General features: G+C 71.6%; 19 protein-coding genes and 1 pseudogene. 12 read left to right on the plus strand and 8 right to left on the minus strand.

What is annotated here, in order from left to right:
* The first annotated feature begins 203 nt into the window (after window positions 1-203).
* Complete coding sequence (locus ACOOE8_RS18475; protein WP_420392859.1) at window positions 204-1,556, plus strand: ABC transporter substrate-binding protein; 1,353 nt, start codon at window positions 204-206, stop codon at window positions 1,554-1,556.
* Between the two features lie 82 nt (window positions 1,557-1,638).
* Here the strand turns inward: ACOOE8_RS18475 and ACOOE8_RS18480 are convergent, their stop codons facing one another.
* A complete protein-coding gene (locus ACOOE8_RS18480; protein WP_420392860.1) occupies window positions 1,639-1,764 on the minus strand; it encodes a hypothetical protein in 126 nt (41 codons plus the stop codon).
* On the opposite strand from ACOOE8_RS18480, the gene ACOOE8_RS18485 reads away from it, so the two are divergent.
* The 4 genes from ACOOE8_RS18485 to ACOOE8_RS18500 all read left to right on the plus strand — a co-directional run bounded on the left by ACOOE8_RS18485 (window position 1,754) and on the right by ACOOE8_RS18500 (window position 5,581).
* Window positions 1,754-2,770 (plus strand): branched-chain amino acid ABC transporter permease, encoded by a 1,017-nt coding sequence (locus ACOOE8_RS18485; RefSeq protein ID WP_420392861.1) that lies wholly within the window; start codon window positions 1,754-1,756, stop codon window positions 2,768-2,770. The genes ACOOE8_RS18480 and ACOOE8_RS18485 overlap by 11 nt on opposite strands.
* A gap of 192 nt (window positions 2,771-2,962) precedes the next feature.
* Complete coding sequence (locus ACOOE8_RS18490; RefSeq protein ID WP_420394743.1) at window positions 2,963-4,075, plus strand: branched-chain amino acid ABC transporter permease; 1,113 nt, start codon at window positions 2,963-2,965, stop codon at window positions 4,073-4,075.
* Between the two features lies 1 nt (window position 4,076).
* Window positions 4,077-4,832 carry an ABC transporter ATP-binding protein gene (locus ACOOE8_RS18495; protein ID WP_420392862.1) on the plus strand — a complete coding sequence of 252 codons (756 nt, stop codon included), beginning with the start codon at window positions 4,077-4,079 and terminating at the stop codon, window positions 4,830-4,832.
* The gene (locus tag ACOOE8_RS18500) at window positions 4,832-5,581 is read left to right on the plus strand and encodes an ABC transporter ATP-binding protein (protein WP_420392863.1); all 750 of its coding nucleotides are present in this window, start codon (window positions 4,832-4,834) and stop codon (window positions 5,579-5,581) included. Before ACOOE8_RS18495 ends, ACOOE8_RS18500 begins: the two co-directional genes overlap by 1 nt.
* A gap of 255 nt (window positions 5,582-5,836) precedes the next feature.
* On the opposite strand, the gene ACOOE8_RS18505 is transcribed toward ACOOE8_RS18500, so the two are convergent.
* Window positions 5,837-5,989, minus strand: a complete 153-nt coding sequence (locus ACOOE8_RS18505) for a hypothetical protein (protein ID WP_420392864.1) — start codon at window positions 5,987-5,989, stop codon at window positions 5,837-5,839.
* Window positions 5,990-6,063: 74 nt separating this feature from the next.
* On the opposite strand from ACOOE8_RS18505, the gene ACOOE8_RS18510 reads away from it, so the two are divergent.
* Together ACOOE8_RS18510 and ACOOE8_RS18515 are read left to right on the plus strand one after the other, a co-directional pair.
* A complete protein-coding gene (locus tag ACOOE8_RS18510; RefSeq protein ID WP_420392865.1) occupies window positions 6,064-6,528 on the plus strand; it encodes a cupin domain-containing protein in 465 nt (154 codons plus the stop codon).
* Between the two features lie 92 nt (window positions 6,529-6,620).
* Window positions 6,621-7,658 carry a dipeptidase gene (locus ACOOE8_RS18515; RefSeq protein WP_420394744.1) on the plus strand — a complete coding sequence of 346 codons (1,038 nt, stop codon included), beginning with the start codon at window positions 6,621-6,623 and terminating at the stop codon, window positions 7,656-7,658.
* A gap of 118 nt (window positions 7,659-7,776) precedes the next feature.
* Here the strand turns inward: ACOOE8_RS18515 and ACOOE8_RS18520 are convergent, their stop codons facing one another.
* Genes ACOOE8_RS18520 through ACOOE8_RS18535 form a run of 4 tightly spaced genes read right to left on the minus strand, consistent with a single transcriptional unit; the run spans window position 7,777 to window position 14,698 of the window.
* A complete protein-coding gene (locus ACOOE8_RS18520) occupies window positions 7,777-8,364 on the minus strand; it encodes an ABC-type transport auxiliary lipoprotein family protein (protein WP_420392866.1) in 588 nt (195 codons plus the stop codon).
* Window positions 8,361-12,662 (minus strand): MlaD family protein, encoded by a 4,302-nt coding sequence (locus ACOOE8_RS18525; RefSeq protein ID WP_420392867.1) that lies wholly within the window; start codon window positions 12,660-12,662, stop codon window positions 8,361-8,363. Before ACOOE8_RS18525 ends, ACOOE8_RS18520 begins: the two co-directional genes overlap by 4 nt.
* A 9-nt stretch (window positions 12,663-12,671) precedes the next feature.
* Window positions 12,672-13,511, minus strand: a complete 840-nt coding sequence (locus ACOOE8_RS18530) for an ABC transporter ATP-binding protein (RefSeq protein WP_420392868.1) — start codon at window positions 13,509-13,511, stop codon at window positions 12,672-12,674.
* On the minus strand, window positions 13,511-14,698 hold the full coding sequence (locus ACOOE8_RS18535) for an ABC transporter permease (protein WP_420392869.1): 1,188 nt from the start codon (window positions 14,696-14,698) through the stop codon (window positions 13,511-13,513). The genes ACOOE8_RS18530 and ACOOE8_RS18535 overlap by 1 nt, the downstream gene beginning before the upstream one ends.
* A gap of 120 nt (window positions 14,699-14,818) precedes the next feature.
* Between ACOOE8_RS18535 and dgcN the strand changes: the two are divergent.
* Window positions 14,819-15,830, plus strand: a pseudogene (gene dgcN / locus ACOOE8_RS18540) (N-acetyltransferase DgcN).
* The gene (gene dgcA / locus ACOOE8_RS18545; protein WP_420392870.1) at window positions 15,827-16,801 is read left to right on the plus strand and encodes an N-acetyl-D-Glu racemase DgcA; all 975 of its coding nucleotides are present in this window, start codon (window positions 15,827-15,829) and stop codon (window positions 16,799-16,801) included. The pseudogene dgcN and the gene dgcA overlap by 4 nt, the downstream one beginning before the upstream one ends.
* Here dgcA and ACOOE8_RS18550 read toward each other — a convergent pair.
* Entirely contained in the window at window positions 16,753-17,814 is a 1,062-nt protein-coding gene (locus ACOOE8_RS18550; RefSeq protein ID WP_420392871.1) for a threonine ammonia-lyase, read from the minus strand. The two genes, dgcA and ACOOE8_RS18550, sit on opposite strands and share 49 nt — an antisense overlap.
* A gap of 2 nt (window positions 17,815-17,816) precedes the next feature.
* A complete protein-coding gene (locus tag ACOOE8_RS18555) occupies window positions 17,817-18,638 on the minus strand; it encodes a phosphodiesterase (RefSeq protein WP_420392872.1) in 822 nt (273 codons plus the stop codon).
* 113 nt (window positions 18,639-18,751) lie between these two features.
* Here ACOOE8_RS18555 and ACOOE8_RS18560 point away from each other — a divergent pair, with 113 nt between their 5' ends.
* The 3 genes from ACOOE8_RS18560 to ACOOE8_RS18570 all read left to right on the plus strand — a co-directional run bounded on the left by ACOOE8_RS18560 (window position 18,752) and on the right by ACOOE8_RS18570 (window position 21,676).
* The gene (locus ACOOE8_RS18560) at window positions 18,752-20,443 is read left to right on the plus strand and encodes an ArnT family glycosyltransferase (RefSeq protein ID WP_420392873.1); all 1,692 of its coding nucleotides are present in this window, start codon (window positions 18,752-18,754) and stop codon (window positions 20,441-20,443) included.
* Between the two features lie 152 nt (window positions 20,444-20,595).
* Window positions 20,596-21,345, plus strand: coding sequence for a glycosyltransferase family 2 protein (locus tag ACOOE8_RS18565; RefSeq protein ID WP_420392874.1), 750 nt, complete (start codon window positions 20,596-20,598; stop codon window positions 21,343-21,345).
* The gene (locus ACOOE8_RS18570; RefSeq protein ID WP_420392875.1) at window positions 21,338-21,676 is read left to right on the plus strand and encodes a lipid-A-disaccharide synthase N-terminal domain-containing protein; all 339 of its coding nucleotides are present in this window, start codon (window positions 21,338-21,340) and stop codon (window positions 21,674-21,676) included. The genes ACOOE8_RS18565 and ACOOE8_RS18570 overlap by 8 nt, the downstream gene beginning before the upstream one ends.
* Window positions 21,677-21,799 lie beyond the last annotated feature (123 nt).

Genomic DNA, 21,799 nt, shown 5'->3' on the forward strand with positions numbered 1-21,799 from the left:
CCATGGCACGAATGAGCGTCGACGCGCACCGTCCGTGTCCCTTCGGCGACGCGTTGTAGCATCTTGACAAACCCCGCCGTGCGCAACGGCAAAGTTGACAAAGGTTTGACAAGGCGCGGGGCGGTGTTGTCTGTTCTCGGCGACCTGTGAGAAGCACGAGCTTAGAACTGGGACGACCAACGTCCCGCAGAGGGAGGAAAACGATGGACCGTTTCAAGAGCCCATCCCGCCGCGGCTTCCTGAAGACCACCGCGTTGACCGGAGCGACGCTGGCCGCGCCGACGTTCTTCACGCGCGACGCCTGGGCGCAGAACGACTTCTGCAACAACCCCACCGGCGCGACGGTGACGCTCGGCTTCAACGTGCCGCAGACCGGCGCCTACGCCGAGGAGGGCAAGGACGAGCTGCGCGCCTTCCAGCTCGCCGTCAAGCACCTCAACGGCGAGGGCGACGGCGGCATGCTGACGACGATGCAGCCGAACAACCTGAAGGGCAACGGCGTGCTCGGCAAGAAGGTGGCGTACGTCACCGGCGACACGCAGACCAAGGCCGATGCGGCGCGCTCCTCGGCCCGGCGGATGATCGAGAAGGACGGCGTCATCATGTTCTCCGGCGGCTCGTCGTCGTCGGTGGCGGTGGCGCAGCAGGCGCTCGGCCAGGAGATGGGCGTCGTCTTCATGTGCGGCCTCACCCATGCCAACGACACCACGGGCCCGGACCGCCGGCGCTACGGCTTCCGGCACTTCTTCAACGCCTACATGTCGGGCGCCGCGCTCGGCCCGGTGCTTGCCGAGGTAATGGGCCAGGACCGCCGCGCCTACCACCTCACGGCGGACTACAACTGGGGCTGGTCGCAGGAGGAGTCGATCGTGCAGTCCACCGAGGGGATCGGCTGGGAGACGGCGCAGACCGTGCGTACCCCGCTCGGCGCGGGCGACTTCTCGCAGTACCTCACACCGGTGCTGAACGCCGGCGCGGACGTCCTCGTGCTGAACCACTACGGCAACGACATGGTGAACTCGCTCACCCAGGCGGTGCAGTTCGGCATGCGCGACAAGCAGGTCAACGGCAGGGACTTCCAGATCGTCGTGCCGCTCTACTCGGAGCTGATGGCCGAGGGCGCCGGCGAGGCGGTGAAGGGCATCCTCGGCACCTCAAACTGGAGCTGGCAGCTCGACAACCCCGGCACGATGGCGTTCGCCAAGTCGTTCGGCCAGGAGTACGGGCGTCCGCCGTCCCAGGCCGCGCACACCTGCTACGTGCAGACCCTGCTCTACGCCAACGCGGTCGAGATGGCCGGCACGTTCTACCCGCCCGAGGTGATCCGCTCGCTCGAGGGGCTGGAGTTCGACGGCATGGGCAACGGGCCGACGCTCTACCGGGCGGAGGACCACCAGTGCTTCAAGCCGGTGCTCGTCGTGAAGGGGAAGGAGAACCCCTCCTCCCAGTTCGACCTCCTCGAGCTGGTTCAGGTGGTGCCCACCGAGCAGATCACCTATCCGCACGAGCTGTTCCCCGGCGAGCTCGGCCCCTACGAGGTCGCTGGCTGCGCCTGAACGAGCGGCCGACGGCGCGCTGGCGGCAACGTAGGCCAACGCGCAACATAGGCGTGCGGGCGGCAAGTAGGCCCGCACGGCATCAGGGCGTCAGCCGCTTCAAGACGGCGGACTGATGCCCGAGCGAGCCGAACCGGACGACGGGCTGCAGGCGCTCGGCGGGCGCCGCACGCCAGGCCTCGCCACGAGGGACATCGATGGACGCCATCCTCCTCCAGCTGCTGAACGGGCTCGACAAGGGCGGCGCCTACGCGCTGATCGCGCTCGGGCTGACGCTCACGTTCGGGACGCTCGGCGTCGTCAACTTCGCGCACGGCGCGCTCTTCATGCTGGGCGCGTTCTGCGCCGTCCTCCTCCAGGAGGTCCTCACGATCTCGACCCAGGTTCGGGACGAGTCGATCACCTTCTTCGAGGCCTTCAAGGAGGTGCCCTACCTCGTGACCTGGTTCGGCGACGCGGGGGCCACCATCATCGACTGGGTGGTGCCGATCTCCGTCCTCGTCACCATCCCGGTGATGCTCCTCATCGGCATCGCCTTCGAGCGCGGGCTGATCCGCTTCTTCTACAAGCGACCGCACGCCGAGCAGATCCTCGTCACGTTCGGCCTCGCGATCGTCCTGCAGGAGCTCGTCAAGGCGGGCTTCGGCGCCAACCCCATCCCCATGGACGCCCCGGACGCGCTGCGCGGGTCGGCCAACATCGGCCAGTGGGTGGGCGCGGAGGGGGTGATCACCTATCCGTGGTGGCGCCTGCTCTACCTGGCGTCCTCGATCGTCATCATCGGCGCGGTGTTCGCCTTCCTCAACCTCACGACCTACGGGATGGTGGTCCGGGCTGGCATGGCCGACCGCGAGACCGTGCAGATCCTCGGCATCGACATCCAGCGCCGCTTCACCGTCGTGTTCGGGATCGCAGCAGTGGTCGCCGGCCTCGCGGGCGCGCTCTACACGCCGATCCTCACGCCGAACTACAACATCGGGATGGACTTCCTGGTGCTGTCGTTCGTGGTGGTGGTGGTCGGCGGCATGGGCTCGCTGGGCGGCGCGGTCCTCGCCGGCTACCTCCTCGGCATCCTCCAGTCGTTCGCCTCGCTCAACGAGGTGAAGGAGTTCGTGCCCGGCATCGACCAGGTCATCATCTACCTCGTGGCGGTCATCGTGCTGCTCGCAAGGCCCCGCGGCCTCCTCGGCCGCAAGGGCGTCATGGAGGCGTAAGTGGACACCAACCGCACCGCGACGTCCGCCTCGGCCGAGGCGCTGGCCGAGCCGAAGGTCATGGATTCCGACGCAAGGTCGGACGGCCGTCGCGAGGCGCCGCCCGCCGCCGGCGAGGAGACGTCGGCGCGTTCGGCGTACGCCGATCCCCAAGGGGATGCGCCGACCCAGCTCCCGCCGACGGGCGCCACCATGCGCCCCCTCTGGCCGCGCGGGCGCGACCTCCTGATGACGGTCCTGTTCGGCGCAGCGGTGTTCACGATGCCGCTTTGGCTGGAGCCCTTCGGCGCCGCCTACCCGGACCTCATGCAGCGCTTCGCGATCTTCGGCATCTTCGCGATCGGCTTCAACATCCTGTTCGGGCTGACCGGGTACCTTTCGTTCGGCCACGCGGCGTTCCTCGGCGTCGGGTCCTACACGGCGGTGTGGTCGTTCAAGCTGCTGTCGCTCAACATCGTCCCCGCGATCGTGCTCGCGACCCTGCTCGCTGGCGTCTTCGCGGTGTTGATCGGCTACATCTCGCTGCGTCGCTCAGGCATCTACTTCTCGATCCTCACCCTGGCGTTCGCGCAGATGATGTACAGCCTCGCCTACTCCGTGCTGACGCCGATCACCAACGGCGAGACCGGGCTGCGCGTCCTCTCCAACGATCCGCGGGTCATCGACGCCGCCTTCGGCCTGGAGACCGCCGTCGCCGTGCCCCGCGCGGAGTTCTTCGGCTTCACGATGACCGGCATGACCGGGTTCTGGACCTGCGCCACCTGCCTCGTCGCCGCCTTCGTCGTGGCGCTCGCCATCGCGCGCTCGCCGTTCGGCATGATGCTGCGCGCCATCAAGTCGAACCAGACGCGCATGGCCTACATCGGCTTCTCCACGCGGCCCTACACGCTCGTCGCGTTCGTCGTGTCCGGCATGTACGCGGGGCTCGCAGGCGCGCTGCTCGCCGTCGTCGACCCCCTCGCAGGGGCCGAGCGCATGCAGTGGACGGCGTCGGGCGAGGTCGTGCTGATGACGATCCTCGGCGGCGCAGGGACGCTGATCGGCCCATTCCTCGGGGCGGTCATCATCAAGTACTTCGAGAACATCTTCTCCGCCCTCGGCGAGTCGGCCCTCATCCAGAGCTTCGCGTTCATCCCCGAGGGCGCGCGCGACATCGCCGTCACCGTGGTCTCGCCGTTCGTGGGCGAGGGCTGGCACCTCACCCTCGGCGTCCTCTTCATGGTCGTCGTGATCTTCCTGCCGGGCGGCATCATCGAGGGACTGCGGCGCATCGGCCGCCTGTTCCGCCCGCGCAGTGAGGGCTGACATGGAACCTGTGCTTCACGTCGCCGACGTCCAGAAGAACTTCGCGGGCCTCAAGGCGCTGGCGGACATCGACCTGAAGATCGCTCCGGGCAAGACGCACGCGATCATCGGCCCGAACGGCGCCGGCAAGTCCACCCTGCTCAACGTCTGCGTCGGCCGCCTCTCTCCCGACGAGGGCGCGGTGATGTTCAACGGGCGCGTCATTACCGGGCTCAAGCCGCACCAGATCAACCAGCTCGGCGTCGCCCGCGTGTTCCAGACGCCCGAGATCTTCCCCGACCTGACGCTGCTGCAGAACGTGATGGCGCCGGCCTACGCCAAGCGCGATGGTCCGATCCGCCTCAACATGCTGCGCGGGCTCGACCACGACAGGGACATCCGCGCCGAGGCGGAGGGCATCCTCGCCGACCTCGGCCTCGCTGAGCATCGCCACGAGGAGGCTGGCTGGCTCTCGCGCGGCGACAAGCGGCGGCTGGAGCTTGCCATGTGCCTGGTCCAGCACCCCAAGCTCCTGCTCCTCGACGAGCCGACGGCGGGCATGAGCCGGCTCGACACCAACCGCACCATCGAGCTCCTCAAGAAGATCAAGGAGCGTGGCATGACGAAGGTCATCATCGAGCACGACATGCATGTCGTCTTCTCGCTCGCCGACACGGTGACCGTGCTGGCCGGCGGGCGCATCATCGCCGAGGGGACGCCCGAGGAGGTGCGTCGCGACCCGCGCGTTCAGGACGCCTACCTCGGAGGGGCGCACTGATGGCCGTGGAGACCCTGGAGCGGCCGCAGGGAGCGGCGGCGAAGCGGCCCTTCTTCCGGTGCGAGGACGTCCACGCCTACTATGGCGAGAGCTACATCGTTCAGGGCGTCTCGCTCGAGGTCGGCGAGGGCGAGGTCGTTGCGCTGCTCGGGCGCAACGGCGCGGGCAAGACGTCCACGCTGCGCACCATCGCCCGGCTCGACAGCCCGCAGATGCGCCGCGGGCGGATCACCCTCGGCGAGCACGACCTCACGCGCATGAGCGCGGCCCAGGCCTCGCGCTGCGGCGTCCAGCTCGTGCCGGAGGATCGGCGCATCATCGCCGGCCTCACCGTGGAGGAGAACCTTCGCCTGTCGCAGATCGCCGAGCCGAAGGGGTGGGAGCTCGAGCGCATCTACGAGCGCTTCCCCCGGCTCGCGGAGCGCAAGCGGCAGGAGGGGATAACCCTGTCGGGCGGCGAGCAGCAGATGCTGGCCGTCGCCCGGGCGCTCGCGCGCGACATCAAGCTCCTGCTCCTTGACGAACCCTACGAGGGGCTGGCCCCGGTGATCGTGCAGGAGATCGAGGGCATCGTCGGGGAGATCAAGGCGCTCGGCATCACCACCATCATGGTGGAGCAGAACGCCATCGCCGCGCTCCACCTCGCCGACCGCGCGATCATCATGGACATGGGCGAGGTCGTCCACACCGCGACCGCGAAGGAGGTGCTGGACGACAAGGCCCTGCGCGAGGAGTACCTCGCCGTCTGAGCCAAGCGCCTCGCCGCCGGCGTCGGTCCCGTGGAACCGCGGCAGCGACGGCCGCAAGGTGCCTGAGGTCGGTCTCAAAGCAGCCACCGAACACTCGAAGGTGCGGATAGCGCACCGCAAGGGAGCCGATCTGCTCGCCGGAGCTCCTCGGGGTCGCCGTCGTCGAGCGTGTCGGCTCCGTCGAGCTCGGCGGGCGAGCAACGCGACGCGTTGGCGATCAGGCCCGCGCAGCCGGCCGATCGCTGGCCCGCCCGGCTACCCTGCGGCCGCATGCTCGGGATGGGCGCAGTTGACCAGGTAGTACAACGGCCCGCCCGAGGTCTCCTGGTCGACTTGCGCGATCGCTTCGGCGAGCGTCGTGCCGTCGGGCAGGCGGCCGCCGGTCTCGACGGCTGTCGGGCGATGCAACCTGCGGGTCGACGGGCGGAGCGCAACATGGGAAGAGGAGGCGCAACGAGGGCGCGCACGGCGGAGGGGGCGACATGAGCGAGGCGACGACGGATTGGCGGCTGAACGGCGTGCGGATCGTCAAGTCCACCGAGCTCGACCCCAACACCGCGCAGACGCCGGGCATGGACCGCGCCGCCGCCATCAACTTCGCCCGCGCCGGGGCGAACAAGCTGTGGGCCGGCACCGTCGCGATCCACCCGAACGCGAAGACCGGGGCGCATCACCACGGGCACCTCGAGAGCATCATCTACGTGGTGCGCGGCCGTGCGCGGATGCGCTGGGGCGAGCGGCTGGAGTACGTCGCGGAGGCGGAGCCCGGCGACTTCATCTTCGTGCCGCCCTACGTGCCGCACCAGGAGATCAACGCGATGACGGACGAGCCCCTCGAGTGCGTGCTCGTGCGCTCCGACCAGGAGCCCGTCGTGGTCAACCTCGACATCGAGCCCGCCGAGCGGCCCGAGGCGGTGCTCTGGACCGATCCCAACCACCCGGCCTGAGCACGGTGCAGCGAGCGTCCTTGCTCGGCGACGACACGGCCTCTGGCTCCACCGACGAGCCCGAGGCGGATGCGACGGCCCGGACACCGCCGATCTTCGACGGGCACAACGACGTGTTGTCCAAGCTCGCGTCGGCTGGCCCGGCAGGCGCGGCGAGGCGTTTTGCCGACGACCGCGGCGCGCACATCGACGTCGCCCGCGCTGCGCTCGGCGGGTTCGGTGGCGGGCTGTTCGCCGTCTGGGTCCCCTCCCCCGGCGCTGGCGACATCGACTACGCGGCGATGTCGCAGGCGTGGTTCAACGTGCCCCTGCCGCCGACCGTCCCGCAGCCTGAGGCGCTGTCGGCGGTCATCGGGCAGGTCGGCATCTTCCTCGAGCTCGCGCGCGAGGGCCTCCTGGCGCACTGCCGCACCGCCGGCGAGGTGCAGGCAGCGCTCGCCGAGGGGCGGCTCGCCGCCGTCCTCCACCTCGAAGGCGCCGAGGCCATCGACCGCGACCTTGCGACGCTCGACGTCCTCCACGCGGCGGGCCTGCGATCCTTGGGCCCGGTGTGGAGCCGGCCGAACCGGTTCGGCCACGGGGTTCCCTTCCGCTTCCCCTCCGGGCCCGACACCGGGCCCGGCCTCACCGAGGATGGGCTGCGCCTCGTCGACCGCTGCACGGAGCTCGGCATCCTCGTCGACGTCTCCCACCTCACGGAGGCGGGGTTCTGGGACATCGCAAGGCGCACTGCGAAGCCGCTCGTCGCCACGCACTCCAACGCCCATGCGCTGACGCCGGCCGCGCGCAACCTCACGGATGGGCAGCTCTCCGCCATCGGCGAGTCGGGCGGGATGGTCGGCGTCAACTTCGCTTCTGCGTTCCTGCGCAAGGACGGACGCATGCTGCCGGACGTGCCGTTGGATCAGGTGATCGCGCACATCGACCACCTGATCGCGGTGGTCGGCGAGGACGGCGTCGGCTTCGGCTCGGACTACGACGGCGCGCTGGTCCCCGCCGCCATCGACGGCGTCGAACGGCTGCCCCGCCTCCGCGCGGCCATGCGCGCCCATGGCTACGACGACGCTCTGATGGAGAAGCTTTGCCACCGCAACTGGCTTCGCGTGCTCGCCAAGGTCTGGGGAGCCTAGTGCATCCTGGGTCTGATGAGACCAGGATGCACTAGCGCGTTCGTTGAGGGCGGTCTCTTCCGGGGTTGGGTCGGTTCCACCTAGCCCCAAACCGCTCTCACCCCACGACCGTGACGCCTCAGATCGTCGCGAGCGTCCACTCGACGATGTCGGCTGCGAGCACCTGCACAGCAAGGTTGATACCGGCCGCGGCCATCTCCACCTCGTCGCTTACGATCGGCACCACCGTGCTGAACACTCGCGTTTGCACCACCCGACCGTTGGCGTCGTTGAGCAGCTTGACGGCCACCTCCACCCGCGCGCGATTGCCGTCGAACGTCTCCGCCTGGAAGGCGCGCACCTCCGTCACGACCTGGTAGTTGATGAGGAGGCTCTCGCCGGGAAGTCCGACCGCCTGGGCGCGCCCGCTGTTCACGAACGTGTCGAGGAGCACGCGCTGCAAGACCTTCGGCGCGACGTCCTGGTAGGTCACCTGCGGATAGTACGCGATGGTGAGCGGGGTCGGCTTGACCGCGATGCGTTCCGTGGCGAGCGCGTCGAGCGCCCTCGGCTCCGGCACCAGGATCTGCGCCGAGGTCGCGTTCGAGACCGCCGGGGCGTCGAGCGCCGTCAGCTCGTAGATCGCCTCCACCTGCCCACCACCCCCGCCGCAGCCGGTAAGCGCCGCGGCGAGGACGATCGAAGCAACGCGCGCTACGCCTCTCATCGGCGCTGCGGCGAATACTGCGGCGCGTCGTCTCCCCCGAAGATCACACGACTCGGGTTTCGGTCAATGCTGGACACGGCACCCTCGATGGCAGCCAACGTGCTGCGTCCTTGATTGAGGAGACCACGCAGGTCGTCAAGACCGCCTTGACTGAACCTTGCGAGGCCGGCGGCGATTTGGTCGGCCCGTGGCTCAAATGCAGCAGCGAGCCGCTGCAACGCGCCGCTCGCGTCGGTCACCCCGGTGATGGCCCCGGAGATCTCCTCGGCAAGCACGATGTTGGCCCTGTCGATCAGGGTTCCGAGGTTGGTCGATGCGCCCTCGATGTTGTTGCCGATGCGCCGAACCTGCTCCAGCACGTCGGTGATGAGGCCCTCCTCGCCGCCGACGCTGCCGAGCCCCTCCGCGAGGTCCTTCGCAGCCTCGAAGGCGTTGTCGATGGCACCGCCGAGCTGACCGGCCCGCGAGCCGAGCACCGAGGCCGCCGCCTGCACGTCCGCGACGATGGAGCGGATCGCATTGCCATCGACCGCGGCCAGGGCATCGGAGAGGCGCGCCACGGCCGTCCTCGTTCCGGCGAGGACCTCGTCCAGCGCCGGCGCGGCCTCACCGAGCTCAGCGGCGAAGGCGGTCGCACCGTCGATGGCCACGCCGATGTCGTCCGCACGCGCTGCGACGGCCGCGGCAACCTCCTCGGCCCGCCGCACCGCGCTGCCCGCGGTCGTCACGACCGACACGACGTCGTCGCGCAGCACCGCGACGGTGTCGCTGACGTCCCGTACGTTGGCGAGGACGGCCCGCACCGCCTCCGGGTCGACCGCTTCGAACGCGGCGGTGACGGCGGCGAGCGGCTGGTCGATGGCCTCGCGCAGCGCCGGCAGCGTTGCGCTGAAGGCACGCACGTCGCCCGCGATGGCGCGTGCGTCCTCGATGCCCGCGCTCACGGTGTCGAGCTCGGCGCGCACGCGGCCGGTGATGGCGGCGGCATCGTTCGCGACGGCGTCCGCGCTGGCCACTACGCGTCCCACGGCCTCCGCCTGGCCGGCGAGGTCCTCGGCGAAGCCGCGCGCGTCCTCGACGATGCCGGAGACCGCCGAGGGATCGACCGCCGACAGCACGGCGGCGGCGTTGTCGACGCCGGGCTGCAGCGACTGCACGAGCGCGCGGGCGTCGGCGACGCCGGCCGCCGCGTCGTCGAGCGCTGTGGCGAGCTGCGGGGCTCCCTCGGCCAGCGTGTTGGCGACGACCTCGGCCCGGGCCGCGACACCCTCGGCGCTGGCGAGGATCGCGGTGATGCGATCGCCCTCCGCGGCGAGGGTGCCGGTCAGGCCGCCCACGTTCGCCACGATGGCCTCGACGGCGGCGGGATCGACCGCGGCGAGCACCGCGGCGACGTTGTCGACGCCCGGTCGCAGCGTTTCCGCGAGCTCGGGGAGCGTCGCGGCGAACGCGCGGGCTGAACCCGCGGCCGTCGCAGCGTCGTCGAGGGCGGCACCGATCCGCGGCGCGCGCTGGGCGATGGCCGAGGCGATCGCCTCCGCCCGCACCGCGGTGCCGCGCGCCGCGGCCACGATGTCGGCGACCGCCGGCGCCTGCGCGCCGAGCGCCTCGGCGACGCCGCGCACGTTCGCGACGATGGCCTCGACCGCGGCCGGGTCGACCGCGGCGAGGGCGTCGGACGCCGCCGTCAGCCCCGGCTCCAGCGTCGCGACGAGGTCCGGCAGGCGCTCGCTGGCGACGCGTGCGGCGGCTGCGCCGGCGCGGGCATCGTCGACGATCGCGCCGATCTCGGCCGTCCGGCCGGCCACCTCGCCGGTCACCGCCTCGACGTCGGCCGCGATCGCGTCGGCGCGGCCGAGCACGCCCTCGGCCGCGGCGACGACGCGCTGCACCGCCGGCGCCTGCGCGCCGAGCGCCTCGGCGACGCCGCGCACGTTCGCGACGATGGCCTCGACCGCGGCCGGGTCGACCGCGGCGAGGGCGTCGGACGCCGCCGTCAGCCCCGGCTCCAGCGTCGCGACGAGGTCCGGCAGCCGCTCGCTGGCGGCGCGTGCGGCGGCCGCGCCGGCGCGGGCATCGTCGACGATCGCGCCGATCTCGGCCGTCCGGCCGGCCACCTCGCCGGTCACCGCCTCGACGTCGGCCGCGATCGCGTCGGCGCGGCCGAGCACGCCCTCGGCCGAGGCGACGACGCGCTCCACCGCCGGCGCCTGCGCGCCGAGCGCCTCGGCGACGCCGCGCACGTTCGCGACGATGGCCTCGACCGCGGCCGGGTCGACCGCGGCGAGGGCCTCGGACGCCGCCGTCAGCCCCGGCTCCAGCGTCGCGACGAGGTCCGGCAGGCGCTCGCTGGCGACGCGTGCGGCGGCCGCGCCGGCGCGGGCATCGTCGACGATCGCGCCGATCTCGGCCGTCCGGCCGGCCACCTCGCCGGTTACCGCCTCGACGTCGGCCGCGATCGCGTCGGCGCGGCCGAGCACGCCCTCGGCCGCGGCGACGACGCGCTCCACCGCCGGCGCCTGCGCGCCGAGCGCCTCGGCGACGCCCTGCACCTGCGCCACGATGGCCTCGACGGCGGCGGGATCGACCGCGGTGAGCACCGCAGTGACGTTCTCGACGCCGGGCCGCAGCGTGTCGGCAAGCTCGGGCAGCGTCGCGGCGAACGCGCGGGCCGAGCCGGCGGCGACCGTCGCGTCGTCGATGGCGGCGCCGATCGCCGGCATGCGCTGGGCGAGCGCCGACGCGACGGCCTCCGCGCGCACCGACGTCCCAGCTGCGGCGGCGACGAGACGCGACACGTCGTCGGCACGTTCTGCGAGCACTGAGGTCACCCCCCGCGCGTCCGACACCACACCGTTCAGCGCGTCGGCGTCGACGGCGGCGACGACCGCCTCGGCCTGGCGCAGCATGTCGCCGGCGGTGGCGACGAGGGCCGGCGCGCCGTCCGCGGCCTCGCGCAGGCTTCCTGCGAACGCGGCGACGTCGTCCAGCGCCGTGCCGATGGCGTCCGACCGCGCGGCGACCGCGGAGCTCACGCGTCCCACGCCCTCGGCGGCGTCGGTCACGGTGTCGACGAGGCTCGCGAGCGCAGCGGCTTCGCTGGCGAACGCGTCGGCGACGGTCTCCACGTCCCCGACGATGGCGGTGATGCGCTCCGGTGAGATCGCGGCGATCGCGCGGCCGAGCCCCTCGATGGCGGGCGTCGCCACCTCGACGGCGCCACGAACGTCCCCGACGAGGGAGCTCGCGTCGTCGATCGCCCGTCCCAACGCGTCCTGACGGCTCGCTACGGTCCCAGTGATTGCCGCGATGTCGACGCTCGCAGATGCCGCGTTGTCGACGAGGGTGCCGATGGCCTCCGTGCGCCCGGCGAACGCTCCCGCGGTCTCGCGCACGCTCGCGACGAGCGCCGAGACGACGGCTGGATCCACCGCCGCGACCACGCCCTCGACGCCGCGCAGCGCCTCGCCGAGCGTCCCCGCGGCGTCGTCCAGGCGGCTGACCACGCCGCCGACGGTGCCGACGATGGCCCGCGCCTCGTCGCCGATCTCGGGCAGCCGCCCGGCGAAGGCGTCGACGTTGCCGACGATGGCGGCGAGGCGGTCGGCCGGCACCTCCGCGAGCAGAGCGTCGGCGCGCTCCGCGACGCTCGCGATCTGCGGGGAGGCGTCGGCGAAGGCGTCCGCCGTGCGCGCTACGCTCCCGACCAGCTCGGACACCTGCGGCGACGCCGCAGCGAACTCGCCGGTGATCGTGCGCACGTTGGCGAGGACCTCCGACACGTTGCCCTGGTTCGCGGAGACGAGGTCGTTGACGTCGCCGAGCGTCTGGTCGAGCCGACCGAGCACGCTTTGCAGGTTGTCGAGGACGTTGGTGAAGGCGCTCGTCTCCGCCTCCAGCGTCGCCGGCTCGTCGCTGTCGGCGAAGGCGTCGAACACCGAGGGGCCGGCGCCCCCTTGCAGCGCGACGTAGGAGACGCCGGTCAACCCTTGGGAGGCGAGCTGGGCGACCGTGTCGGTCTTGATGGGCGCCACCGGGTTGACGCGGGTGATGGCGATGACGTTGTCGCCACCCTCCGGGGGAAACTCGAGGGCGGTCACCTCGCCGACGCGAATGCCGTTGAAGTTCACCGCCGCGCCGGTCGACAACCCGGTGACGGCCTCGGGGAAGATGATGCGCAGCGTCGCCGTCGCCCCGGCCTCCGACGAGCGGTAGAGCCACCACAGCGAGCCGAACGCGGCGACGAAGACGAGGAGCACGAAGACGCCGATCGTCACGTAGTTGGCGCGCGTTTCCATGGACCTACCCTACTCGCTACGCGGCGTCGTCGCCGCCTCTGACTGTTGTGCTGGACCAGCGAAGCGCCCGCCGCGCACGCCGTGGAAGTACTCGCGCACCCAGGCGTGGTCGACCGAGAGCATCTCCTGGAGCGGCGCGTTGGCGATGACGCGCTTGTCGGCAAGGACCGCGACGCGGTCGCACACGTTCCACAAGCTGTCGAGGTCGTGGGTCACCATGTAGACGGTGAGGCCCAGCGTGTCGCGCAGCCGCGCGATGAGGTCGTCGAAGTTCGCCGCTCCGATGGGGTCGAGGCCCGAGGTGGGCTCGTCGACGAACAGGAGCTCCGGGTCGAGCGCCAGGGCGCGGGCAAGCCCGGCGCGCTTCACCATCCCGCCGGACAACTCGGCCGGCAGCTTGTCGGCGGCATCGCGCGCGAGCCCCACCATGTCGATCTTCATGAGCGCGAGCTCGTCCATGAGCTTGCGGCTCATCGCGTAGTTCTCGCGCATCGGCACCTGGATGTTCTCGCGCACGGTGAGTGAGGAGAACAGCGCGCCCATCTGGAAGAGCACGCCGTAGCGCCGGTTGAGGAGGTTGCGCTCGCGCAGGTCCATCGCGTCGAGGTCCTCGCCGAACAGGCGGATCGTCCCAGAGTGCTTGGGCACGAGGTCGAGGATGGTTCGCATCAGCACCGACTTGCCCTGGCCCGAGCCGCCGACGAAGCCGAGGATCTCACCGCGCCGCACGTCGAGCTGCAGGCCTTTGAAGACGGCGAAGTCACCGAAGCGCACCTCGAGGTCGCGCACCTCGATGATGTTGTCGCTGCCGCTCGCGCCGGTCGCCGCGCCGTTCCCGTCGTCGGCCATCAGATCCCCAGCGCTGCAAAGAAGATGGCGAACAGGCCGTCGACGACGATGACGAGGAAGATCGCCTTCACCACTGAGCTGGTCGTCTGCCGGCCCAAGGACTCCGACGAGCCGCCCACCTTGAGCCCCTCCGAGCAGCCGACGAGGCCGATGATGAGGGCCATGAACGGCGCCTTGGCGATGCCGACCCAGAACTCGAGCGGCGTCACGATCTCGTTGAGGCGCTGGATGAAGATGTCCGGGGAGATGCCGAGCGACACCCAGGAGATGAGGCCCGCGCCGAGGAGCGCGGCGATGTCCGACAGGAACGCGAGGACGGGCAGCGCCAGGATCAACGCAATGAGGCGCGGCACGACGAGCACCTCAACGGGGTCGAGGCCGAGGACGTTGAGCGCGTCCACCTCCTCGCGCATCCTCATGGAGCCGATCTCGGCGGTGAACGCCGAGCCGGAGCGGCCGGCGACGAGGATCGCGGCGAGCAGCACGCCGATCTCGCGCAGGATGAGGACGCCCGACAGGTCGACCACGAAGATCGTCGCGCCGAACGCTGCGAGGTAGAAGCCGGCCTGCTGGGCGATGATGAGCCCGACGAGGAAGCTCATCAGCATCACGATGGGCACCGCGCCCCGGCACGCCCGGTCGAAGTTCGCGAGGATCGAGGTGATGCGCAGCCGCCGGAAGGCGGTGAACACCGTGGCGAGCCGCCAGCCGAACAAACCCAGCATCGACAACAGGCCGACGCCGTCCCGCCCAGAGTTCGCTGCCGACTCTCCGATCGCCATCAGCGCACGAACGGCAAGGTAGGGACGCCGCGGGCGGTCGAGGAGCCGCGGGATGTGGTTCTCGATCTCGGCGAGCAGGAACTCGACGCGTGGTCCGACCCCGGCGAGCGCCACGCGGTGGCCGACGAACTCGGCGCGCGCCCGCTCGCGGTGGATGATCCAGGCCCCGGCGGTGTCGGCGGTGACGACCTGCGACAGGTCGAAGGTGATCATCGCCGGAGCCTTGGTCGCCCGGCGCGGCTCCGGAAGTGAGTTGAGGGCGTCGACCGCCTGCTCCGCCGCACCGGCCGTCGCCACCGTCCATGCGCCGGCGAAGTTCGCCGACAGCGCCTCGCCGTCGCCGTCGAGGGTGATCGTCGGATGATGGAGTGGGGCGCGAGCGTCCATCGCGTCGGACTTTTCCATGGCAGGTGTTGGTGGTAGCCCGATCCGATGGCGACGTCACCCTTGCGGCGGATGCGTAGCCGTCCGCGACGATCGTGACGCATGCTGGTTACAACTCTCAGTCCGCAGAGGCGGTGCGCGATGGAACTCGACCGGCCCTACCTCCTCTTCCTCGGCGACGTGCCCGACGCGCTCGCCGCGAAGACGGCGCTCGGCATCGTGGACTGGCGGCGCGACTGGTGCGTCGGCCAGTGGCGGCTGCCGGGCTGTCAGGCGGACGCACGCCTGCCCGACATGGACGCGGCTGCAGCCGCCGAGGCCGGTGCGCGCACGATGATCGTCGGCGTGGTCAACGCGGGCGGCACGATGCCGGACCACTGGGTGGCGTCCATCGTGGCGGCGCTCGAATGCGGGGATGGACGTCGCCGCGGGCCTCCACAAGCGGCTCGCCGACGTGCCGGAGATCGCAGAGGCCGCCCGCGAGGCCGGACGACGCGTCGTCGACACGCGCCGCTCGACCCAGACCTTCGCGGTCGGCAAGGGGACGAAGCGGCCCGGCCGCCGCCTGCTCACGGTCGGCACCGACTGCTCGGTGGGCAAGAAGTACACCGCGCTCGCGCTCGAGGCCGCGATGCAGGAGCGCGGCCTCGACGCGACGTTCTGCGCCACCGGGCAGACCGGCGTCTTCATCTCCGGCCGCGGCGTCGCCATCGACGCCGTGGTGGCCGACTTCATCTCGGGCGCGGCGGAGTGGCTCGCCCCTGCCACCTCGGACGACGCATGGCAGATCGTCGAGGGCCAGGGGTCGATCTTCCACCCGTCCTTCGCCGGCGTCTCGCTCGGGTTGCTGCACGGCGCCCAGCCGGACGCCTTCGTCGTGTGCCACGAGCCGACGCGGCGCACGATGCGCAACGTGGAGACGCCGCTGCCGAGCATCGAGGATGTCATCGACATGACCGTCGCGCTCGGCCGCCTGACCAACCCGGACATCGCACCGGTGGGCATCGCGATCAACACGGCTGCGCTCGACCTTGAGGCCGCCCGTGCCGAGCTCGACCGCGCGGCGGCCAAGCACAACCTTCCGGCCTGCGACCCCGTGCGCTTCGGCGTCGACGCCATCGTCGACCGCCTCGTCCGCGAGCCGGTCGCGTGAGGCTTACCGTCGCGGTCGAGACCTTCCCCATCGCGGGTGCGTTCCGCATCTCCCGGGAGACGCGGACCGAGGCCCGCGTCGTCGTCGCCACCATCGAGGACGGCGCGCACGTCGGCCGCGGCGAGGCCGTCCCCTACCGGCGCTACCGCGAGACGGTGGAGGGTGTGGCCGAGGCCGTGGAGGCGATGGCCCCACGCGTCGCCGACGGGCTGACGCGCCAGGACCTTGCCGAGGCGATGCCGGCTGGGGCGGCGCGCAACGCCCTTGACTGCGCACTGTGGGACTTCGAGGCCAAGCGGAGCGGGACGCCGGTGGCGCAGGTGCTCGGCCTGACGCTGCGGCCGCTCACCACGGCCTACACGCTCTCGCTCGGCGAGCCGCACGAGATGGCGGCGGCGGCCGAGGCGGCCGGCCGTCCGCTCCTCAAGGTCAAGCTCGGCGCCCCCTCCGGCGACGACGCGCGCATCGCGGCGGTGCGCGAGGCGGTGCCGGACGCGACGCTCATCGTCGACGCCAACGAGGGCTGGAACGAGGGCAACCTGCTCATCAACATGGGGGCTTGCGCCGCCGCCGGCGTCGCCCTCATCGAGCAGCCGTTGCCGGCCGGGCGCGACGGGGTGCTCGCGACGATCTCCCACCCCGTGCCGATCTGCGCCGACGAGAGCGTGCACACCAGCGCCGACCTCGCCGCGCTCGTCGGCCGCTACGACGCGGTCAACGTCAAGCTCGACAAGTCGGGCGGGCTGACCGAGGCGATCGCGATGACCGAGGCCGCGCGGCAGGCGGGCCTCAAGGTGATGGTCGGCTGCATGATCGGCACCTCGCTCGCCATGGCACCGGCGACCTACTATGCGCAGGGCGCCGACTTCGTCGACCTCGACGGGCCGCTGCTGCTGGCGAGGGACCGCGAGCCGGGGCTCGTCTACGACGGCGCGACGCTGATGCCGCCCGAGCCCATGCTCTGGGGATAGGTCGGCGCGTCCATGGCGAGGGCCTGCGCCAGGATGCCGGGGTCGACGTTGCCGCCCGACAGCACCACGACCACCGTCTCGCCGGCGACGTCGAGGCGGCCGGACAGGAGCGCCGCGAGGGCGACGGCGCCGCCGGGCTCGGCCGACAGCTTCAGCTCGGTGAAGGCGAACGCGACGGCGCGCAGCAGCCATTCGTCCGGCACCGCAACGCCCGGCCTCGCGTGGCGCGCGATGATCGGGAAGGTGAGCGTGCCCGGCCGACGAGACAGCAGGGCGTCGGCGATGGAGCCCGAACGGCTCGCGTTGTCGAGCCGTTCGCCCGCAGCGAGCGAGCGGCTCATGTCGTCGAACCCCTCCGGCTCCGCGGGTTGGCAGATCGCGGACGGCATGCGCCCAGCCATCACCGTGGCGACGCCCGACAACAGGCCGCCGCCGCTCGTCGGCACCAGGACGCGGTCGGCGACGATGCCAAGCCCGTCGAGCTCGTCGGCGATCTCGAGCCCCACCGTCCCCTGCCCGGCCATCACCCCGGGATCGTCGTAGGGCGGCACGATGGTGGCGCCGAGGCGCTCGGCGAGCGCCTCGGCGATGGCCTCGCGGTCGTCCCGCTCGCGGTCGCAGGCGACGACCGTGGCTCCGGAGCGCTCCGTGCGGGCGCGCTTGATGGCGGGTGCGTCGTCCGGCATCACGATGGTGGCTGGGATCGAGGCGAGCCGCGCCGCCTCGGCGACCCCCTGGGCATGGTTGCCGGACGACGAGGCGACCACGCCGCGCGCCCTCGCCCCCTCCGCGATCCGTGCGATGGCGTTGGTCGCGCCGCGGAACTTGAACGAGCCGGTGCGCTGGAGGCACTCGGCCTTCACGAAGACCCGGGCACCGCAGCGCTCGTCGAGGATCGCCGAGGTGATGAGGGGCGTCCTCACCGCCACGCCGGCGAGCCGGCGTGCGGCAGCTTCCACGTCCGAAAGCTCGATGGCGAAGGGGGCAGCGTCCGCCGCCGACGGAACGGGCACGGTCAGGCCGCCTCGGACCCGACGCGGACGGCGGCGTCGAACTCGTTCACGTAGCCGACGTGGGAGACGGCGCCATGCGCCGTCACTGTGTGGACCGCGTAGGCCGGCGGCTCCATGACGAGGCCCACGGGCGCGCCCTCCTCGAGGGCGAGCATGACCTGGTGCGCGACGCCGGGGATCGCCATCGTCGGCACCCCTGCGACGTCGCCCACGATGGTGCGGTGCACGTGGCCGCAGACGATGCGCACGACGTTCCGATGCCGCGCGAGCACGGCGGCGAACGCGTCCCTGTCGGTGAGCCCGATGTCGTCCATGAAGCCGATCCCGACGTCGAACGGCGGATGGTGCATCGCGATGACCGTCGGGCCCGCGCCCTCCAGCGCATTGCCGAGCCACTCGAGCTGTGCGGCGCCGACCTCGCCGTGGTGGGTCGAGTTCGCGATGTCGTCCACCGACGTGTCCAGCGCGACGACGGTGACGTCCGCGATGCGGTGGACGTGGCACGCCTTGCCCGGCACCGGCTCGGCGCCAAGGCCGGGGAACGCGGCGAACGCCTCGCGCAGGTTGCCCGTGGCGTCGTGGTTGCCCGGCATCACGATGACCGGCGCGGAGAAGCGCAACAGGAGCATTGCCGCGCGCGTGTACGCGTCGTCCTCGCCGAGGTCGGCGACGTCCCCCGATACGATCACCGCATCGACGTCGGGGTGACGCCGGTTCACCGCGTCGATGGCGGCTGCGGTATAGCGGTCGGCGTCGATCGTCCCCAGCGTCAGCACGCCAGGGGGCCGTAGGTGAAGGTCGCTGATGTGGGCAAGCACCGCCATGCGCAGCCACTAGCAGGGCCGTCCGCGCCGCACCAGCGCGATCGGTTCCGGCTGTGCATGCCGCGGGTCTTGCCGATGACACGTCCGAACGGTTCGGCCAAGGTCCGCGCGCCATGAGGTCCGCCCCGCCCCACGCCTCGCGCGACGCACCGCAGGAGCGCACCGTCGGGACGCTCGTCGCCGGCCTCCTCGTCCTCCTCGCGGCGCTGGCGTTCTTGCCAGGGCTCGCGAGCGTCCCGCCCATCGACCGCGACGAGCCGCGCTACACCCAGGCGACCAAGCAGATGGTGGAGACGGGCGACTACGTGCGCATCCGCTTCCAGGACGGCCCGCGGCACAAGAAGCCCATCGGCATCCACTGGCTGCAGGCGGTGGCCGTGTGGATGTCCGGCGAGGGCGCGGCAGCGCCGTTGTGGGTGTACCGGCTGCCCTCGCTCCTCGGTGCCGTGGCGGCGATCCTGCTGACGCTGTGGGCAGCGCGCGCCTTCCTGCCGATGCCCGCGGCGACCTGCGCGGCCGCGCTGCTCGGGGCAACGGTCATCCTCGGCGTCGAGGCGCGGCTCGCCAAGACCGACGCGGTGCTCCTCGCCACGGTCGTCCTCATGCAGGGAGCGCTGGCGCGGGTGTGGCTGCGCGAGGCCAGCGGCAACGTGGTCCCGCTCTTGTTCTGGCTGGGGCTCGCGCTCGGCATCCTGGTGAAGGGTCCCATTGCGCCGATGGTCGCAGCGCTCACCGTCCTCGTCCTTGGCTGGCGTTCGGGCTGGGCGTTCGTCCCCCGGCTGCGGCCCCTCCTGGGGATGCTCATCGTCGCGGCGGTGTGCCTGCCCTGGTTCGTCGCCATCGGGCTCGCCACGGACGGCGCGTTCATAACGACCGCGCTCGGACGGGACTTCTTGGGCAAGGCGGCCGGCGGGCAGGAGGGGCACTGGGCACCGCCGCTGACGCACCTTGCCGTGTTCTTCGCGGTCGCCTGGCCGATGGCGCCGTTCGCGCTCGCCGCGGCACGGTTGTGGATCTCCGAGCGCGGGCCAGCGCTCCTGTTCGCAGCGGCGTGGGCGATCCCCTCGTGGATCGTGTTCGAGGCGACGCCCACCAAGCTCCCGCACTACACGCTGCCGCTGCTGCCGGCCGTCGCCATCGCGACCGTCGCGGTGCTCTGGGTGCGCGATCCGTCCCCGCTGTGGCGCCGGGCCGCCGCCGTGCTCGCGCTCGTGACACCGGTGGGCCTCGTCGGCGCCGCCCTCCTGGCGCCGCTCGTGATCGCGCACCTCATGGGCGAGCCGGTGGACGCTGCGAGCGCCCACGACGCGCCGACCGTGGCGCTGGCGCTCGTGCCGGTCGTCCTCGCGCTCCTTGCCACTGCGGCGATCTGGCGGGGGCGGCCGCTCCTGTCACGTCCGGTCCTCGTCCCAGCGGTCGGCTCGGCCCTCGCGGCGCAGGCGGTGGTGTGGGGCCTCCTCCTGCCGAGCTTGTCCGCCGTCTGGATCTCGCCCCGCCTCGTCGCCGCCGCCGAGGCCGTCGCGACCTGCCGCGAGCCACGGGTCGTCAGCGTCGGCGGCTACAACGAGCCGTCGATGATCTTCCTCGCGGGGACGGACACCGCCCTCGTCAACGCGGCCGAGGCGGTCGCCATCGCCGCACAGGAGTGCGCGGTGATCGCCGCCAGCGAGCGCCGACTGGAGGAGGTCCGCCTCGAAGCAGAGGCTGCGGGCGTCCCGCTGGCCGAGCTCGGCACCATCACGGGCTTCAACATCTCCAAGGGCGATCCGGTGTCCCTGACCCTGTTCGCCCGGGATCGACCCTGAGCTGTTGCTGCGAAGGGGCACCGCGTGCCCGCGGCGGCGGTGGCGACGGACGCCCGTCGCGCCCTCGCCTTGTGACGGCGCCCGCTCAGCGATAGGGACGGGCGAAGCAGCCGCCGCGATTCGCTCTCGCAGCCCCATGCCCGGACACCGCCATGCAAGCGCGTCTCACCGTCAGCCCGGCCGTCTCCATCGTCATCCCCGCGCGGGACGAGGCCGGCGCGATCGCAAGCCTCCTCGCCGAGATCGAGGCGTCCCCCCTCGGCGAGCCCTACGAGATCGTCGTCGTCGACGACGGCTCGACGGACGGGACCGCCGCTGCGGCGATGGCGTCCGGCGTCGCCAACCTACGCGTCCTGCGCCACGCGGTGGCCGGCGGTAAGTCGAGGGCGATCCGGGCGGGGGCACTCGCAGCCTGCGGCGACATCATCGTCACGGTCGACGGCGACGGGCAGAACGATCCACGGCACCTCTCGGACCTTGTCGAGCCGCTGCTCGCGGACCCTCGCGTGGGGATCGTCGCCGGACAGCGCATCCGCCGGCACGACGGCTGGGCCAAGAAGGCCGGCTCCCGCCTCGCCAACCGCATGCGCCGCGCGCTGCTCGCCGACGACACGCGCGACACCGCCTGTGGTTTGAAGGCCATGCGCCGCGCGCCCTACCTCGCGCTGCCCACCTTCGACAACAACCATCGCTTCCTCCCCGCGCTGTTCCTCTACGATGGCTGGCGCATCGCCCATGTTCCCGTCGCCGACCGGCCGCGCACGACGGGCCGCTCCAAGTACGGCATGGTCGACCGCGCGCTCGTCGGCCTGCCGGACCTCCTGGGCGTCTACTGGCTGCGTCGGCGCAGCGCGTGCCGGCCGACGGTGGTGGAGGTCACGCCGGAGGACGCCGATGTCTGACCTGTTGGCCGGCCTCGGCGCGTGGTTCCATGCGGTGTTCGTCGCCCAGTTCGACTTGTGGATCGCCATCGGCTTCGCGGCGCAGGCGATGTTCACCGCGCGCTTCCTCGTCCAGTGGATCGCGTCGGAGCGCGCTGGCCGCTCGGTGGTGCCCATCGCGTTCTGGTTCTTCTCCATCGCCGGCGGGGCGATCCTCTTCGTCTACGCCCTGTCGCGCCAGGACCCGGTCTTCATCGCCGGGCAGGGCACCGGCCTCCTCATCTACGCACGCAACCTTTGGCTCATCTTCCGCGAGCGCCGCTCCGCGCTCGCCAACGCGCCGACGATCTAGTCGGGCCGTGGATTCATGGCGTCGGAGGCGAGCCGATGCCTAGCATCCAACTCACCCTGAACGCCCCAGGACGGCGCAATAGCGTTGCGAGCATGCAGTGGCTGAAGTCGGCCAGGTTCGCTG

The organism is Acuticoccus sp., assembly GCF_965213555.1.
Taxonomy (GTDB): Bacteria; Pseudomonadota; Alphaproteobacteria; order Rhizobiales; family Amorphaceae; genus Acuticoccus.